Here is a 16,217-nt window from a genome sequence, read left to right as displayed (position 1 = left end):
TGGCAAAAAACATGACACCTCTCATAAAAATTGAACTGGGTTTGGAATTCATTAACCCAAATTAATCTTTATACAATCCTATTACCTTTTTCATAATGTTTTTTGGGGTTTCCTTAATCCAAAGCCTTGCACCATAGTTCTATTTTAGCCCGCAAAGTTTTCACAAACAAACTATTATAAATCAAAACCATAATTGCTTCTTGAGCAATCCATCCAAATTTATCTTATGACAATAAAAAAACTTCTTTACCATCCGCACCTTTTCCATATAAGAAAGGTTGGTCGGATTATGTCACTCCTTGGGATGTTGGCATTGTTATATCCCATGGAATCCTTAAAAGCCCAAACACCATCCGATGCCCTTATGATGCCCTCCAAGAACATTTGCGTTCTGTTTTCTTATGATATGGGCACTTTTGACAGATATTGGGAGGGTTCGTACCTAAGGTCCAATGAAACTATTGCTACGGTTGACCGAAACATGGTACTACCCATGGCGGCAATTGGTATTTTGGACAACCTTAATTTTTATCTGAGCTTGCCCTACATAAGCACGGAATCTTCAGAACCCAATGGTGGTAAATTTACTGGGGCCAGAGGGTTTCAAGATATTGGCTTTGCTTTAAAATATAGACCTATTCGAACAGAACTAGGTCCAGGTCGAATATCCCTTTTAGGAACGGCCGGTTTTTCAACTCCGTTCACCAATTATCTTTCCGATTATAGACCTTACAGTATTGGTTCCGGGGCTCCAGAATTTTCTCTACGTGCCATTGGTCAATATGAATTGAACAGCCAACTCTATTTTCGTGCATCGGCGGCACATCTTTGGAGAGGCTATACCAAGGCGGAACGAGACTATTACTATAACAATGGCAGTTATTATACAGCTTGGATGGATGTTCCCAATGCATGGACCTACGAAGCAATTCTCGGGAAATGGCTTTTTAACACTTCCCTAAAACTGGAGCTGAGCTACTCTAGCCTTACCTCCACTAGCGGTGATGATATTAGGGCCTATAATGCCGCACAACCCACCAATAAAGTCGAGGTTGACCGATTAGGATTTTCGGCACAGTATTATTTCAAATCCATCAAAGGTTTGGGTGTTGTGGCCTATCACAATCGGGTGGTCAATGGCAGAAACACACCTAAAATGAGCAACACCGGGTTTGGATTAACCTACCAGTTCAACGTAATCAAAAAACAAACTGATGAAGAAAATGCGCAATAACACATACTTTATGCTTTTGGTCGTATTGGCCATGACCACGATATCCTGTGAAAAAGATACACCGCAATACCTTCCTTATGAAGGGTATACCTATTCTGAGCTCAATACCAATGGTGGTGATTGGATTCCTGTACTCCAAGATTCAGGATCTTCCATTGATGTTGCAGCCCCTTCGTCAACCAATTCTCAGGATTATCTTGATGAACTCGAGGAAGTGAAAGAAGCCATGGCAGACATAACATCTGCTCAAAAAAAGGCTATTACATATTGGACCAATAATCCTGCAATTCGCTGGAACGAGATTGCCTTGGAACTCATTGCCAAGTACAACCTAATCCCTGGACCAAATACAGATGGAACCTATACATTGCCTAACCCTGCAAACCCAAAAGGTCCACCGGCATTTCCATTCGCACATCCTCCATATGCATGTAGAGCATTGGCCTATATGTCCGTTGCACAGTTTGATGGACTTATCTCGGCTTGGCATTACAAATATGAGTATAACCGGCCTGCGCCTTTTCAACAAGATGAAGGTATTGATTATGCCTATGAAGAAAACCAAATACCTTCTTACCCTTCAGATGGTGCAGTAATTGCCCGGGCATCCAAGAACATTCTTACGGCCATGTTTCCTTTGGAAGAAGAATATCTTCAACAAGTGGAAGAGGAACATTTGGAAAGCTTACTGTTATCCGGGGGCAATGTCATGAGCGATATCACAGCAGGATTAGAAATAGGAAATGTCGTGTCCGAAACGGCATTGGCCAGGGCCTCCAACGACGGAATGAAAAATGCACAGACACCTAAAGCCGTATCAGATTCGATTAAGCAAGCTGCATATGAAAGGTTTGGCTGGGCTTGGGACAACTTGGAAATTCCGGAACGCCCTGTTGGTTTAACTCCCTTGTTTAGCCAAGTAACCATGTGGAGCATTGATGATGTTGAAAGTGTACGCCCAATTGCCCCTCCACAATTGGATTCACAAGAATTTTTGGACGATGTGGAACTACTGAAGGACTATGCACGTAACATGACGGATGAAAAGCGAAGAATTGCCAATTTTTGGCAAGATGGCCTTGGCACCTATACCCCACCCGGCCATTGGAACCGTATTGCAAATGAAATAATTGTGGAGAAAAAATTAAACCCACTGCAGACTACACGGACCTTGGCCTATATGAACATGGCCATTATGGACTCAGGCATTAGTTGTTGGGATGCAAAATATTATTACCATTACCCTAGGCCCATTCAAATGATAGAAGGTTTTGAAACCATTGCGGGAACACCCAATTTCCCTAGTTACACCTCGGGGCATAGTGTCTTCTCTGCAGCAGCATCAGAGGTACTGTCTTATATATTTCCCGAAAAAGCCCCTACACTAAGGGCATGGGCCGAAGAAGCTGCAATTTCTCGAGTATATGGTGGTATCCATTGGAGTTTTGATGCAACCGTGGGAACAGACCAAGGACGAGAAGTCGCGCAATACACTATTGACAGGGCAAAAGCAGATGGAGCAGACCAATAGAAAAAATCTACTTTACAATTTTCCTGAAAGTTAGGTTAATTCTAGGTGTTCCAACCTTTTTTGTAGGTGGTAAACGGTGCAACCAAAACGATTGGGTTGCACCTTTCATCACTAAAAGGCTGCCGTGGTCCAGTACCAATTCAACTTTCTCTTTTGTTGTTTTATGCTTAAACACAAACTTTCGTTCCGCTCCAAAACTCAAAGAGGCAATGGCTCCATTTCGTTTGAGTTCTTTTTCATCATCACTGTGCCAGCCCATTCCCTCTTCACCGGAATGATACAAATTGAGCAAGCACGAATTATAGATTTCTCCAGTAAGGGTTTCGGTGAGCTTTTTTAATTCCAATAGTTCTTGCGTCCAAGGCAACGCCTTTTTTGTAATGTTGGAATAGGAATATTCAAAAGGGTTGTCGCCATACCAAGTCACCTTTCTTTTAGTTATGATGCACTTACCGAACATATGGATTACATCATTTTCCCAAGGTATCGTAATTCCAAAATTGTTGAAAGTAACCATCTGCTTTTGACTTGTCCAAAATGGAGCCAAAATAATTTACGGTACCATCCTTGGGCAATAAATTCTGCTTTGGGGCTATTTGCCTTGTGAACAAATCCATTTTCTATTCAAAATACTAGTTGGACAACATTTCCCGGCTTTTGGTCAAAAGTTCCAGGACACGCTCTTTTAAGCTATCAGGTTCAATAATTTTAGCGTAGTCCCCAAACATCAGGTACCATCTGGCAAAACCATTTTTCCAATCGGTGGTCATAAAGGTCATTTCCACTTCCTTTCCTTTTATTTCTTCGGAAATTAATCCGTAATACTTGCTCTGACCGCGAATATATTTGGCCACAGACTTATTGACCAAAATCTTCACTTTGGTTTTACTGACTTCATCCCTTTTCTTACGATGTTCATCAATGGTACCGTGTTCCAGTAAAAATTCAAGCGATGTTCTTGCTATTTTATGAATTCTATCTGTTCTAAAGTGCCTGTAATCTGCACGTAGATGGCAATATCCTAAAATGTACCAAAATCCATTCTCATGAAAGAGACCAACGGGTTCTATTCGTCGTTCCGATGGAGTCTCCTCCCGTAATGATTCGTACCGCAAAAACACTTGTTTACGTTCCGCGATGCTTTCAAATAATATCTCCAGGGCATTGGGCACGTCGGCATTGAACAAAACTTGACCAGGTACTATGGATACTTGGGATTCCAAAGCCTCCACCCAATCCTTTTCTCTACCTCGAAGCACAGATTTTAACTTGAACATGGCCGATTCGTAATAAGCTCCAAGCGATTTATCTGTGAATTTTTGCATCAGCTTTTCTGCAGCCACAAAACTTCCGGCTTCTTCACGGGTAAACATTACAGGAGGCAATCGATAGCCCTCCATAATGGAATAGCCCACCCCCGCTTCACTCACAATGGGCACTCCAGAGGCTTCCAAGGTCCTAATATCCCTGTAAATGGTTCGCAAGCTCACATCAAATCGGTCTGCAAGTTCCTGTGCCTTTACAATTCGCTTGGTTTGCAGCTGTATTAAAATAGCCACTATTCTATCAAAACGTTTTACGGTATCCATTCCCATAATTGCTTGAGCTATCTCCCAAAGATAGGATTTCAATCCGTGGATGGAAGTTCTTTCCAAGCTCATGTTTAATCATTTATTCAATGACAAAGCTATGCTTGCCTTATGACAACAGCTTGTCAACAACTTTTTTTTGATTTCAATTTTCACTACTGACAAAGGGCTGTCACACCCCCCTCCTAATTTTGAATCCAGAAACAATAAACCTTTAAATCACAATTTCATGGAAAACACCATTAATGAACAGACAACAACACAAGTGATGACGCCGGCACAGTTTTTAGAACATTACCAAGGGCACAGAAGACTTACCAGAAAGATTATCGAGGCATTCCCAGAAAAAGAGTTCTTTAATTATAGTATTGGAGGTATGCGTCCTTTTGCCGAGATGGTAAAGGAGCTTTTGGCCATTGCCGTTCCTGGACTTACAGAAATCGTATCGGGCAAAACCGGTGAATTTGACGAAAATAGGGACTATGGCAACTCAAAAGCCGAATTTTTGAAAAAATGGGACCAAGACACGGAGCAAATCAATAAACTATGGAAACAACTTAGTATAGAACGATTTCAAGAGCGTGTTAAACTTTTTGGCCAGTATGAGGGTTCCGTACTATCCAATATTCAATATTTTGTGGATAACGAAATTCACCACCGTGGTCAAGGGTATGTGTATTTACGCGCTTTGGATATTGAGCCACCATTTTTTTACGACCGAAGCTAAAGGATGATGACAGTCCATGTATTTAAAACTTCGGTGAAGCGAAAAGGCGAGGTGAAAAAGCTTCAGCCTTCGTTGAACAAGTTGATCGACAATAATGGCTGTTGGAATTTTGACTTGGAGGATTGCGATAATATTCTCCGTGTTGAAACTCAAAGTCTGATTGCACCCAAGATTTCTTCGTTATTGAAAAACCAAGGTTTCCATTGCGAAGAGCTGCACTAAATACTTTCTCTATGTAAAAGAAAAGAACTGTCTGTCAGATGGAGCGCAGTCGAAACCCTCATAGTGTGGTCCTCGACTGCGCTCAAACTGACATGTTTAATTTTTGTTCAGTCTTATATTTTTAAAAGCTAAGCCCCTGCTCAATCTCATTGAACTGGGTCAACAGCTCCTGATAGCTATCTTTTTCCTCCTGTCCCGGCACCTTGTCCGAACCGCTGACTATATAGTACAAGTATGAAATTTGCGACACCATCACCACTTCTGGGTAGGCTCCTTCATCATTTTTGAGTTGCTTTAAGGCATCCTTGTATTGCTTTAAGGTAGCTTCGCTCGCCTTATTTTTTTCCAGCTCCTTGATTTTGTCTTCAACCTTATCCTGAAGCATTCGTGCCTCAGACAACAAATCAATCACTTTAAACTGAAGTTCCTGTTGTTCCTTCATATCGGATAAGGAAACTTCATCGCCCTCAAGTTTTGGGTCCATAAGGACTTCAAAGGGTTTCTCGAAAGATTTATCCCCAACGGTTAGTTTAGCGGTGTATTTACCCGGCAAAACCATTGGACCGTTTCTAAATCGTCTCTTCTCGTTCTTTGCCCATGCACCTTTTTGCTGCAAGTTCCATTCAAAACGATTCAAGCCTTTTTTGGTCTCCAATTTTTCGTCCATGTAAACAAAGGTCATGCTAAGGCTCATATCCTCTACCTTTTCGGTGGTGGATTTCAATTTTGTGGAATCACTGACAATAGTTGCCACCTCTTTACCTTGCGCATCCATAATTTGAAGACTTACCCCATCTTTTATGTCGGATGGTAGGTAATAATCAATAATCACGCTGGTTGATGGGTATTCAGGGAAATCTCCTCCACCCCATGGCGTTTGGTATCTGTAGGTATTATCCGGTTTGAATAAAACTGGAGTATCACCCAGTTGGGTAATGCTTTGATCCCGAAGCGTGGTCACCTTATCCAAAATCCAAAATCCACGCCCCATAGTACTTAAAATTAAGTCTCCTCGGAACAAGGTAATGTCAGTGATTGGGGTCACCGGTAGGTTTTGCTGAAACTCTTTCCAGGTTCCGCCATCATCAAAGGATACAAACATTCCATACTCGGTACCAGCATACAATAGGCCTTCACGAACAGGATCTTCTCGTAAAACCCTAGCAGTATAATCTGACGGGATTCCGTTGGAATCCGTACTGATCAACTCCCAGCTCTTACCATAATCATCTGTTTTGTAGAGATATGGTGTTGTATCTCCCAACAAATGACGGTCCACTGCAATATAGGCTTTGGCCGGGTCAAATTGAGATGGATCAATCGATTCTACCCTACCTCCTTTTGGTAATTTTTTTGGTGTGACATTATTCCAAGTTTTGCCACCATCTTTGGTAACAGAAATAATACCATCATTGGAGCCCGTCCAGATTAAGCCTTTACTAATTTTTGATTCCCTGATGGAATACAGTGTACTGTAATATTCTTCCCCTGTGATATCGCGTGTAATTGGGTTACCTGAAATGACTTGCTTGTCGGGTTCATTGGCCGTTAGATCTGGAGAAATAATTTCCCAGTTTTTACCACCATTGCTGGTTTTGTGCAAGAACTGAGAACCCATATATACCACTCCTGGGTCATATGGCGAAACATGAATAGGTGCTACACGCTGAAATCTATATTTTAAATCCTTTGGATTGTGTCCGTAAATGTTGGATGCGCCGATGGAATACTCACGGCTTTGTCCTGTTTTTTTACTGTACACGCTAAATCGTCCCTTACAGTTGTTATAAACAATATAATGGTTGCCCGGCATTGGTATTACTGGTCCAGTTTCACAGCCTCCAACACTCATCATTACACTTCCATTTGCAGGAGATGATGCTTTGGGCGCCATACTTGGAATAGCAATAGTGGTGTTATCTTGCTGAGCTCCATATACCCAATATGGATATTGGTCGTCCACCGCAACTTGATAAATTTCCGCTGTAGGTTGATTGTATTGGGTAGACCATGTTTTTCCGCCATTATGGGAAATATTGGCACCACCATCATTACATTGTATCAACAAATCTGGATTGTTAGGGTTCAACCAAATATCATGGTTGTCCCCGTGGGGCACGCTCATACGCTTCCAAGTTTTTCCACCATCCGTGGATTTAATCAATGGGTTGGCATTTGAGTAAACAATATCGGGGTCGGTCGGGTCCAATTCAATATTGGTGTAATAAAAAGGCCTATTTACCAGCCTAATATCATCAGAAACATGAGTAAATGATTTTCCTTGATCTATGGATTTATACAATCCTCTATCTTCAGTTGGAGCCTCAATAACGGCATACAAAATTCTAGAATCTACTTGGGACACCGCCAAATCAATTTTACCGATAAGTCCTTCGGGAAGGCCTTCTTCCAATTTTTCCCAGTCTTTTCCTCCATTAACGGATTTGTAAATACCGCCTTCGCTGTTTTTGCCACCGGAATCAATGGTCCAAGGCGTACGGCGTGCTTTCCAAGCGGCTGCATAAACTACGTTTGGGTTTCCTGGAAGCAATTCTAGATCTGCAAAACCAGTTTCATCAGAAACGTAAAGTACTTTTTCCCATGTTTTACCTCCATCGGTAGTTTTAAATATACCTCGTTCCTCATTGGATTTGAAAGCATTTCCTATGGCAGCGACCCAAACTATGTTACTATTTGTGGGGTCGATTTCCACGGCACCAATTTGGCCAACATCATCCAAGCCAATATGTTCCCAAGTTTTTCCGGCATCTATGGATTTGTACATCCCTTTACCTTCGATAATGTTACTTCGGATTCCATCAGAACCTGTGCCCACATAAACAATGTTAGGATCGTTGGCTGCTATTTCAATGGCTCCTATGGAAGGTGTTTTAAAGAAACCATCGGAAACGTTGTTCCAAGTAGTTCCGTAGTCATCTGTTTTCCAGACACCAGCACCTGAGGCACCAAAATAAAAAGTTCCCGGGAGCATGGGTGTTCCCGTCACTGTGGTTACCCGACCACCCCTAGATGGTCCAATGGTTCGATATTGCAGTGCTTCAAAGTCTTGTGCAAAGGTTGTAAAGCTGAATAAAAATGAAAAAAGAAGATAAAAAGAATATTGCTTTAAGCTCATGAGTTGGTAGTATAGTTTGGTTTCTCCAAATCTACTAAATACCTAGCCAATCTGAAATGGTCTACGACGGAATTATAAGCTTTTCGATTGAAACGCGGGTTGATTACGGATTCCACAACTGTACTGTTTTTAATTGAAGCTCGCTTAAACGACCGAATTCAACTTTGATCGAAACGAATTTTATCAATCTATCCTTATGTATTTATAACTGCAACCTTCAATACAAATGACACTTAAAGGAGTCAAAAGGAATTCATTTTCACCAAGTTCTATCTGATAGGTAATCAGCCCTTCTTCATTTTCCATTTCAGATTCAAAACCTTCACAATTAAAATCAAGGGTAAGAATATCTTCATCGACCATAAACTCTCCAGCGGTGCATTCGGTATACCTGTCGGAAGAAAAGTTACCGCTATCCAAGAACACAATTTCCTCCCCGTCTTCAATATTGACCCAATATTGTGGCCCTCCAGCGCTAATATATGCTTCGGTCAACTTCCATTTTCCCAAAATGGATTGTTCTTCAATGATATCATCACTCCCATTTGAGTCGCATTTTACCAAAACACTCAGCAATCCAAAACAAAGTAACCCAATGAACCATCTTTTCATAACAACGATTTTATTTTAAGATAGCTATTTGTCAATGAGTTGCGTATTTATTGCACAAATGGTGATATGTTCCCTGCTTTTGGTGTAATGCCGAAAAGTTCTGGAAAAAGAAAAACCTCCAGCCAAACTGAAGGTTTATAGATGTCGGGATGACTGAATCATCGACAAAATCTTATATTGCTGAAAATCATTGTTTTACCACTGTTACCTTGACGATATTCCCGTTAAGAACACGGAAAGCAAAAAACAACTTTTGAACACAATTTTAATGTGTTTAACTAGTATAAAAATAGTAATAATATTCAAGCTATTTGTTTTCAACTTTAAAAGATTAATTCTCAAATCAATCTATAGTTCAGTGCTTTGTAACACTTTTATTGAAAAGTGGAACCGATATCTGTTATAACCAAGAGCTTTTGAGGCATAACAATCCTCAGATCACCATAATCAATAACTAAATAGAGGTTAATGCATAGTTCAAGGACACGGAAAAGGTCTTCCATAAAATTTAATTAGATTGGTCAAACCCCATGAATTAATGGTGCCATATGAATCCTAGAACCAAGAAAAGGACTATCTTGTAAAGGCTAAACCTCAACCATTAAGAGCATTGCGAATAAACAGCGGCCATAAAGGCCTTGTTCGATTACCTCTATTCACAATAATAATCCTGATTTTTTGTATTGGGAATTATTTATCTGGTCATGCCCAAAATTCATCCACGGCCCAGAATAGATTTTCATTTAATGATCTTACGGTAAATGATGGTCTTTCCCAAAATAGTGTAGTCAGCATTGCACAAGATACTACTGGTTTTCTTTGGTTTGCCACACAGGACGGTCTCAACCGGTACGATGGCAGGGAGTTCAAAATTATTCAAGAGCAGTTCGAAGACGTCACCAGACCATCCTATGCCAAACTGGGCAAAGTTTATATTGATGGAAAAAATGTCTTATGGGCCATTACCAACCCTGGAACCCTAAAATATTACAATACCAAAAGTGAAAAGTTCCAAAAAGTAGAGGTCATAGACAGCGCCAGTGTTCTCTATGAAGATACCAAGAAAAATCTTTATGTGGGCACTTTCGGAAAAGGCCTGTACAAAATATCCCGCGATATGGCGGACACTACACAGGTTTTGGACAAGATGGGGCAAAACTTGAGCATTTATGACCTGATCGAGCACAAGAACGATATCTGGATTGCAGCTTCCGAAGGGGTATTCAAACTGAACCCAAAAGAGAATACCTTAAACGATGTTCACAGAATGTCTAGCACCAATTTTAGCTCTTTTGCCCAGAAGAACAATAAAATCTATGTGGGAAGTTATGGAAAAGGACTCTTCATTTCTTCAAACGCTGATGATGGTTTGGAACAGTTCAAGGGATTTCATAGGCAAATGTTCCCCAAAGATTTGGTGATTCTTGACCTATTGGTCGACAAACAGAATAAACTTTGGGTGGCCACCTATGGTCAAGGGGTGTACATCATTGATTTCACTACCGAAAGCATCAGTCATTTTATGGCGGACAAGAACAACCCGAATGCCATTCACTATAACGACATATTATCTTTATTTGAAGATGCGTCCGGAACAATTTGGCTGGGAACAGATGGCGCAGGTCTCAGCTATTTTGATCAATACTTGGCAAAATTCAGCACCCTTACCAATAAGCAGCTCCCACAAGACATCCATGTTGATGTTATCCGGGCCATTGCGGAAGAAAATGGAACTATCTGGCTTGGAACTTCAGGAAAGGGGCTGACAAAAATCCGTTTGGATAGGCAACAGTACAAAACAATAAAGGCGGAAAGCTCCAATTTATTGGGAGACCGCATCATGTCCCTGTACTATGACGGCACTACACTATGGATCGGTCATCAGGATCATGGCCTACAAATGATGGATCCCAATGGCACAATATCCAATGCTCCAAAAACTCAAAACCTTACCATTTGGAGAATTCTAAATGCCCCAAAAGACCGTTTATGGCTGGGTACGCGTAACCACGGATTGATCCTTTATGATAAAATGAAAGGAAGAACAATCCAATATACAACAGATAACTCACCTCTGACATCCAATAACATACGGACTGTTGAACCCGGAAAGCAAAATATTCTCTGGATAGGAACAGAGCAAAATGGTCTCTTTTTCCTGGATATGGCAAGCAACACCATAACCGAGGTCAAATCGGTGACCGATAAAATCAAATCCCTGTATTATGCAAAAGACACCCTTTGGATAGGCACCAACGGAAATGGGTTGAAATCTTTTGTCCCATCCAACGGAAATATCCAACATTTTACCACCCAAGACGGTCTCCCAAACAATGTTGTCTACGGTATTCTGCCAGATGCACGGCATAATTTATGGTTGAGCACCAATAGGGGGATTTCCAAACTATCCATTATACATGGAAAACCCTCCATAGAAAACTATGAAAATTATGATGGCCTGCAATCTTATGAATTCAATACTGGAGCCTACTTAAAAGGAAGCGATGGCATACTGTACTTCGGAGGGTTGGAAGGACTCAACTGGTTTAAGCCCAACCAACTGGACACCAATCCCTTCAAACCTAAAACCGTAATCACCAACGTGAAGGTTTTCAATGCCAGTCGCAACCTTACCGAGAATGTCCCTTTGAAGCACACACAAAATACCATCACATTCACTTTTTCATCCCTGCAGTTTTCACAACCCAAATTAAACGAGTACAAATACCGTTTGACCGGCCATGATGAAGATTGGGTCTATGCAGGAAACAACAATGAAGTTCGCTATACCAATTTACCTCCTGGCAAATACAATTTTCAGGTAATTTCCAGCAATTATGATGGCATTTGGGGCGATGTACCCGCTACATACGATTTTGAAATAGAACAGCCATGGCACTTTACCAACATGGCCGTGGCCGTATTTACCACATTTATCTTCCAAGGGTGTTTTATTGCCATTGGTATTTTTATGCTACTGCTGTATTTTAGGTTAAGGAAACAGGACTATCTATTGTATGGTGTTTACATTTTAATATTTGCCGCTTACTTCTTTTTAAGAATAGACCTTGAACTGGAATTACAGCTTTTTTTTAAGAATTATGACACCTCCTATTATTTTTTAGCCCCGTTGGTGTTTCTACTGTCGGGGGTTTTCATTGCCTTTGTGGACTCATTCGCAGAAATTCGCGAACATCACGCCAAATTTTCAAGGGAACTCAAATGGTTTTCCATCGCCACCTACTTAGCTGCAATTTCCATATTCTTTTATGTGCTTCTCACCAAAGATTTTTTATTGGTGAAAAGACACTTGAACTTGCTTTTACTACCCTTACATCTTTATGGCATATATGCCGTAATCAGAGCCTTCATTGTGGTAAAGTCCCCTTTACGATATTATATTCTTTTAGGGAATTTTTTCCTGATCGGGTTTAGCATGGTGGGATTGAACTTAGGCAATCAGCATGCATTTTCTGGGGGCGTGGAGTCCAATAATGTCTTTGGCTTTTACAGTTTTAATATTACCCAATTAGGAGTTTTCTTGGAACTACTTGTATTTTCACTGGGACTGGGCCACAAATTTTACCTTATTGAAATAGAGAAAAATAGATTTCAAAAGCTTGACGAACTGAAGACCAAGCTCTACACGGATATTTCCCATGAAATACGGACCCCGCTTACCCTTATTTCAGGGCCAATAGAGCATCAACTGGGACGGACAGGACTCTCCAATGACGATAAAAAAGAACTATCCATCATCAAAAACAACGCCCAAAGGCTCCTAGGGCTGGTCAACCAAATGCTGGACCTCTCCATGATAGATTCGGGACACCTACAACTCAATATAACCAAAGGAGACCTCAGGGGATTGTTGGTACAGTTGATAGAGGCTTTTAGGTATATCGCCAAAGAGAAACACATAACCATAACTTATGACTTCAAAAAAATTGACAATGCATGGTTTGATAGGGATGTGATGGAAAAAATAGTATCCAATCTATTGTCCAATGCCGTAAAATATGCTCCAAAGAATAGTGAGGTCTTGGTGAATGCGGAGCAGACAGAGGACAGTTTTGTCTTTTCCGTTCTCAACTCCACCAATGGAATGGAAATCGAAGATTTGGGAAAATTGTTCAAGCGTTTTTACCAGAACAATGAATCCACAGAAGGGGTCGGGGTTGGTCTGGCCCTAGTGAGGGAACTGGTGGCCCTATCTAAGGGAAGTATTATTGCGAACAATGTTGGAGCGGACAAAATCCAGTTTACCCTGACCTTGCCCATTTCCCATATAGACTCTTCGGACCACTCCTTTATAGAAAAAAGGGAATCTTCCAACTCCGTTCAATCCATACCGGAACCCAGTCAAAAAGCTTCTTTGCTCATTGTTGAGGATGACAAGGATATCCTAAAATATATCATGTCTATTTTTAAAGATAGCTATAGGATTATGAAGGCCAGAAATGGAAAAGAAGGTTTTGAAACGGCCCTGAAAAATCTTCCCGACCTGGTTATCAGTGATGTCATGATGCCTGTGCTGAACGGTATTGAACTCTGTCATCACATAAAGAGCAATGAGCTTACCAGTCATATTCCCGTACTGTTGCTTACCGCAAAAGCCAGTGAGGAAAGTCAGCTTACAGGGCTTAAAACGGGGGCGGATGCCTATGTGACCAAGCCTTTTAACCCCAATATTTTAAAGGTACGGGTAGAAAAGCTTCTGGAGAACAGAAAGCGGCTTCGGGAACACTACTCCAAAACCTTCAAAGTAGACCCAGGGCTTGTTCCCACTAAAACCGAGGCCGAATTTTTAAAGCGGCTCCAACAGGTTTTGGACAATCACATTACCTCCCCTGAATTTACGAGCGAAAAATTCTCCAAGCTCATGCATATGAGCCGCTCACAATTGCACAAGAAACTCGGTGCCATCACAGGGATGTCCACTACAGAATTTGTAAGGGCGCAACGCATCAATCTGGCCACGGAACTCTTGTGTAAATCCGATGCTTCCATTTCTGAAATTGCCTATCAGGTAGGATTCAACACCCCCTCCTATTTCAATAAATGTTTTAAGGAAATCCGAGGGTGTACTCCTGTTGAATTCCTCTCCAAACAGTCCTAAAACAGTCTTTTTACACTATTTAGAAACATATGTTACATCATTGAAAACATATGTTCCATACCCGATTTACACCTTAAGATACCTTTACAACATGTATCATTTTTAGGCATAGGCCACCTCAGGTACCATGAAAAATAAAACGGGACACAACAAAATTTACTTAAGTATAGACCATCTGAAAAATGGAAAATACCAGCTGAATATTTTATTGGCAAACAAGGTTGTACAGACCTTGGAAATCAATAAAGAAGAAATGTAATATCAAAAAAGTAACGGAAAGGCATAGCCCCTCCCCTTATCCGTTGCCTCAATTAAACATAGAACCATTAAAACGCACATTATGAAAAGAAGAATGAAACTATTGTTGATATGTAGTCTGGCCGTATCCTTTTCCACACAGGCCCAGTTTCTCAAGAAATTGAAGAAGAAAGCAAAAGAAGCGGTTGAACGCACCATTATGGAACGCGTGGATAAAGAAGTGTCCAAAGGAACCGATAATAGCATTGATTCCCTTAAGCAAATTGGAAAAGGAAACAAGAAGGACTCCACAAACATTGGCGAGACCGAAAAAAACCTGGACCAAAAGAAAAATGATGCTAAAGAAGCTGCTATACAGAAAAAAATGGCAGGTATGTTGGCAGGAGCATCTGGGCTAAAAGGAATCCCTGAGGTTTATAAATTCTCCTACAGGGCCACCATGAAAATCACCACCCAAAAAGAAGATACCGAAATCCAGTATTGGATGGAGCCCGGCCAACGCTATTTTGGCAACAGGTATGATCAAGGTGATACCAACACCGCTACGGTTACGGTTATGGATATGGAAAACCAAGCCATGGTCATGTTCACCGATGATGGGAAACGCAAAACCGCCATGAAAATTCCTTCCAGTAAAAAAATGATGGAAAAACTGACCAAAAAAATGGAGGAAAAGAACCAAAAGGCCATGGAGGACATTAAAATCACTCCCATTGCTGACAAGACCATTTTGGGCTACACCTGTAAAGGTTACCAGATTACCAGCAAGGATGGTATTTCCAAGGTATGGATCACCAATGAGACCCCAGTGGGGTATTTGGGCGGCATAGCCAATGCCGAAAGCCTTCCATCGAGCATTTTACCGCTTGGCGAAAACACCATGTTCATGGAAATGCAGTTTGAATCGACCAAGAAGAAAAAGGACAACTTTAGTATGGTATGCACCGAGCTCAAGGAAGAAGGTATGACCATAAAGAAAGAAGAATACACCACCATGAGTGGTTTTTAATAGGATTGAACCACTAAAATGTACCACATGAAAAAAATATTGGGATACGCCGTACTCTTTTTGTTCATAAGCACCGGGGCAAGAGCACAAGACTTTGACCTGGGAGACGTTATGGGCGAAGCGCAGGAATTTTTTGGAGAGGCGCAAAAAAAAGCAGAACATCAAGCAGCAGATACTGAGGCCCAAAAAGAGTTTGAGGCCGCTTTTAAAGCCAAATTCAAAAAAATGGGAGCATACTTGAAAGAACTGGACAACTATTCTGCCGAGACCAAATGCACCTATATGATACTTAAATATCAAATGTCAGTCGATTCCTTGATAGCAGCAACCGCAGCAGAAAAGAATTGTAAAAGAAAATATGATCTGTATGGTATGCAACTTATGGCCAAGATGTCCTCCACTAGTATAATGTACTGTACAGAGGATTTGTTCAATATGTTCATGTCAGACCTTAACACAAATGAAGAAAAGGAAAAAATAAATCAATTAACAACCGACATAGCTGAAATAATCGACAAGGGCGGAAGAATGATCGTGTCTAGAATGTTTGGTGGAGGCGACCCAGCGGATACACCTGACTTTTTTAAAACGTTTGTTATGACTTATGCAGAAAATGAAGGGATTATGGATGATTCATTATCCTATGATAGAAAAAAAGAAATCGTTGGCAGACCTATCGAATTAGCATTGGCGAAGTACTTCCACCCTGTAAGCCTTCTTCGATCTACTGTCGAAATAAGCAAACAAATGGATAAACTCAAACCCTGTGCTGGTCTTTAA

The 16,217-nt window shown here is 41.0% G+C and carries 11 protein-coding genes and 1 pseudogene; 8 read left to right on the top strand and 4 right to left on the bottom strand.

Annotation, left to right across the window (positions count from 1 at the left end):
- Positions 1-226 precede the first annotated feature (226 nt).
- Together ACQQ5U_RS00470 and ACQQ5U_RS00465 are read left to right on the top strand one after the other, a co-directional pair.
- Complete coding sequence (locus ACQQ5U_RS00470; protein WP_437394933.1) at positions 227-1,234, top strand: transporter; 1,008 nt, start codon at positions 227-229, stop codon at positions 1,232-1,234.
- Positions 1,224-2,765, top strand: a complete 1,542-nt coding sequence (locus ACQQ5U_RS00465; protein ID WP_437394932.1) for a phosphatase PAP2 family protein — start codon at positions 1,224-1,226, stop codon at positions 2,763-2,765. The genes ACQQ5U_RS00470 and ACQQ5U_RS00465 overlap by 11 nt, the downstream gene beginning before the upstream one ends.
- Before the next feature lie 7 nt (positions 2,766-2,772).
- Here the strand turns inward: ACQQ5U_RS00465 and ACQQ5U_RS00460 are convergent.
- Both ACQQ5U_RS00460 and ACQQ5U_RS00455 read right to left on the bottom strand, forming a co-directional pair.
- Positions 2,773-3,382, bottom strand: a pseudogene (locus ACQQ5U_RS00460) (alpha-ketoglutarate-dependent dioxygenase AlkB family protein).
- Between the two features lie 15 nt (positions 3,383-3,397).
- A complete protein-coding gene (locus ACQQ5U_RS00455; protein ID WP_437395884.1) occupies positions 3,398-4,360 on the bottom strand; it encodes a helix-turn-helix transcriptional regulator in 963 nt (320 codons plus the stop codon).
- A 223-nt stretch (positions 4,361-4,583) separates the two neighbouring features.
- Between ACQQ5U_RS00455 and ACQQ5U_RS00450 the strand changes: the two genes are divergently transcribed.
- On the top strand, positions 4,584-5,081 hold the full coding sequence (locus ACQQ5U_RS00450; RefSeq protein ID WP_437394931.1) for a DinB family protein: 498 nt from the start codon (positions 4,584-4,586) through the stop codon (positions 5,079-5,081).
- A gap of 3 nt (positions 5,082-5,084) precedes the next feature.
- Positions 5,085-5,303 (top strand): hypothetical protein, encoded by a 219-nt coding sequence (locus tag ACQQ5U_RS00445; protein WP_437394930.1) that lies wholly within the window; start codon positions 5,085-5,087, stop codon positions 5,301-5,303.
- A gap of 121 nt (positions 5,304-5,424) precedes the next feature.
- Here ACQQ5U_RS00445 and ACQQ5U_RS00440 read toward each other — a convergent pair whose 3' ends face one another.
- Both ACQQ5U_RS00440 and ACQQ5U_RS00435 read right to left on the bottom strand, forming a co-directional pair.
- Positions 5,425-8,439: a WD40/YVTN/BNR-like repeat-containing protein gene (locus ACQQ5U_RS00440; RefSeq protein ID WP_437394929.1), complete on the bottom strand. Its 3,015-nt coding sequence runs from the start codon at positions 8,437-8,439 to the stop codon at positions 5,425-5,427.
- Between the two features lie 183 nt (positions 8,440-8,622).
- Complete coding sequence (locus ACQQ5U_RS00435; protein WP_437394928.1) at positions 8,623-9,051, bottom strand: hypothetical protein; 429 nt, start codon at positions 9,049-9,051, stop codon at positions 8,623-8,625.
- A gap of 610 nt (positions 9,052-9,661) precedes the next feature.
- On the opposite strand from ACQQ5U_RS00435, the gene ACQQ5U_RS00430 reads away from it, so the two are divergent.
- The 4 genes from ACQQ5U_RS00430 to ACQQ5U_RS00415 all read left to right on the top strand — a co-directional run bounded on the left by ACQQ5U_RS00430 (position 9,662) and on the right by ACQQ5U_RS00415 (position 16,217).
- Positions 9,662-14,170: a two-component regulator propeller domain-containing protein gene (locus ACQQ5U_RS00430; protein WP_437394927.1), complete on the top strand. Its 4,509-nt coding sequence runs from the start codon at positions 9,662-9,664 to the stop codon at positions 14,168-14,170.
- A gap of 127 nt (positions 14,171-14,297) precedes the next feature.
- Positions 14,298-14,429 carry a hypothetical protein gene (locus tag ACQQ5U_RS00425; RefSeq protein ID WP_437394926.1) on the top strand — a complete coding sequence of 44 codons (132 nt, stop codon included), beginning with the start codon at positions 14,298-14,300 and terminating at the stop codon, positions 14,427-14,429.
- An 81-nt stretch (positions 14,430-14,510) separates the two neighbouring features.
- Positions 14,511-15,437 carry a DUF4412 domain-containing protein gene (locus tag ACQQ5U_RS00420; RefSeq protein ID WP_437394925.1) on the top strand — a complete coding sequence of 309 codons (927 nt, stop codon included), beginning with the start codon at positions 14,511-14,513 and terminating at the stop codon, positions 15,435-15,437.
- Between the two features lie 27 nt (positions 15,438-15,464).
- Positions 15,465-16,217, top strand: coding sequence for a hypothetical protein (locus tag ACQQ5U_RS00415; protein ID WP_437394924.1), 753 nt, complete (start codon positions 15,465-15,467; stop codon positions 16,215-16,217).

It is taken from the genome of Flagellimonas lutimaris (assembly GCF_051494225.1).
In the GTDB taxonomy this organism is placed as follows: Bacteria; Bacteroidota; Bacteroidia; order Flavobacteriales; family Flavobacteriaceae; genus Flagellimonas; species Flagellimonas lutimaris_A.
This window is presented reverse-complemented; position numbering and strand designations above follow the sequence as displayed.

Bases quoted from the DNA above. Each gene is read 5' to 3' on its own strand.
- ACQQ5U_RS00415 (WP_437394924.1), top strand. From the start codon at position 15,465: ATGAAAAAAATATTGGGATACGCCGTACTCTTTTTGTTCATAAGCACC.
- ACQQ5U_RS00420 (WP_437394925.1), top strand. From the start codon at position 14,511: ATGAAAAGAAGAATGAAACTATTGTTGATATGTAGTCTGGCCGTATCC.
- ACQQ5U_RS00465 (WP_437394932.1), top strand. From the start codon at position 1,224: ATGCGCAATAACACATACTTTATGCTTTTGGTCGTATTGGCCATGACC.
- ACQQ5U_RS00470 (WP_437394933.1), top strand. From the start codon at position 227: ATGACAATAAAAAAACTTCTTTACCATCCGCACCTTTTCCATATAAGA.
- ACQQ5U_RS00450 (WP_437394931.1), top strand. From the start codon at position 4,584: ATGGAAAACACCATTAATGAACAGACAACAACACAAGTGATGACGCCG.
- ACQQ5U_RS00435 (WP_437394928.1), bottom strand. From the start codon at position 9,051: ATGAAAAGATGGTTCATTGGGTTACTTTGTTTTGGATTGCTGAGTGTT.
- ACQQ5U_RS00425 (WP_437394926.1), top strand. From the start codon at position 14,298: ATGAAAAATAAAACGGGACACAACAAAATTTACTTAAGTATAGACCAT.
- ACQQ5U_RS00455 (WP_437395884.1), bottom strand. From the start codon at position 4,360: ATGGGAATGGATACCGTAAAACGTTTTGATAGAATAGTGGCTATTTTA.
- ACQQ5U_RS00440 (WP_437394929.1), bottom strand. From the start codon at position 8,439: ATGAGCTTAAAGCAATATTCTTTTTATCTTCTTTTTTCATTTTTATTC.
- ACQQ5U_RS00445 (WP_437394930.1), top strand. From the start codon at position 5,085: ATGATGACAGTCCATGTATTTAAAACTTCGGTGAAGCGAAAAGGCGAG.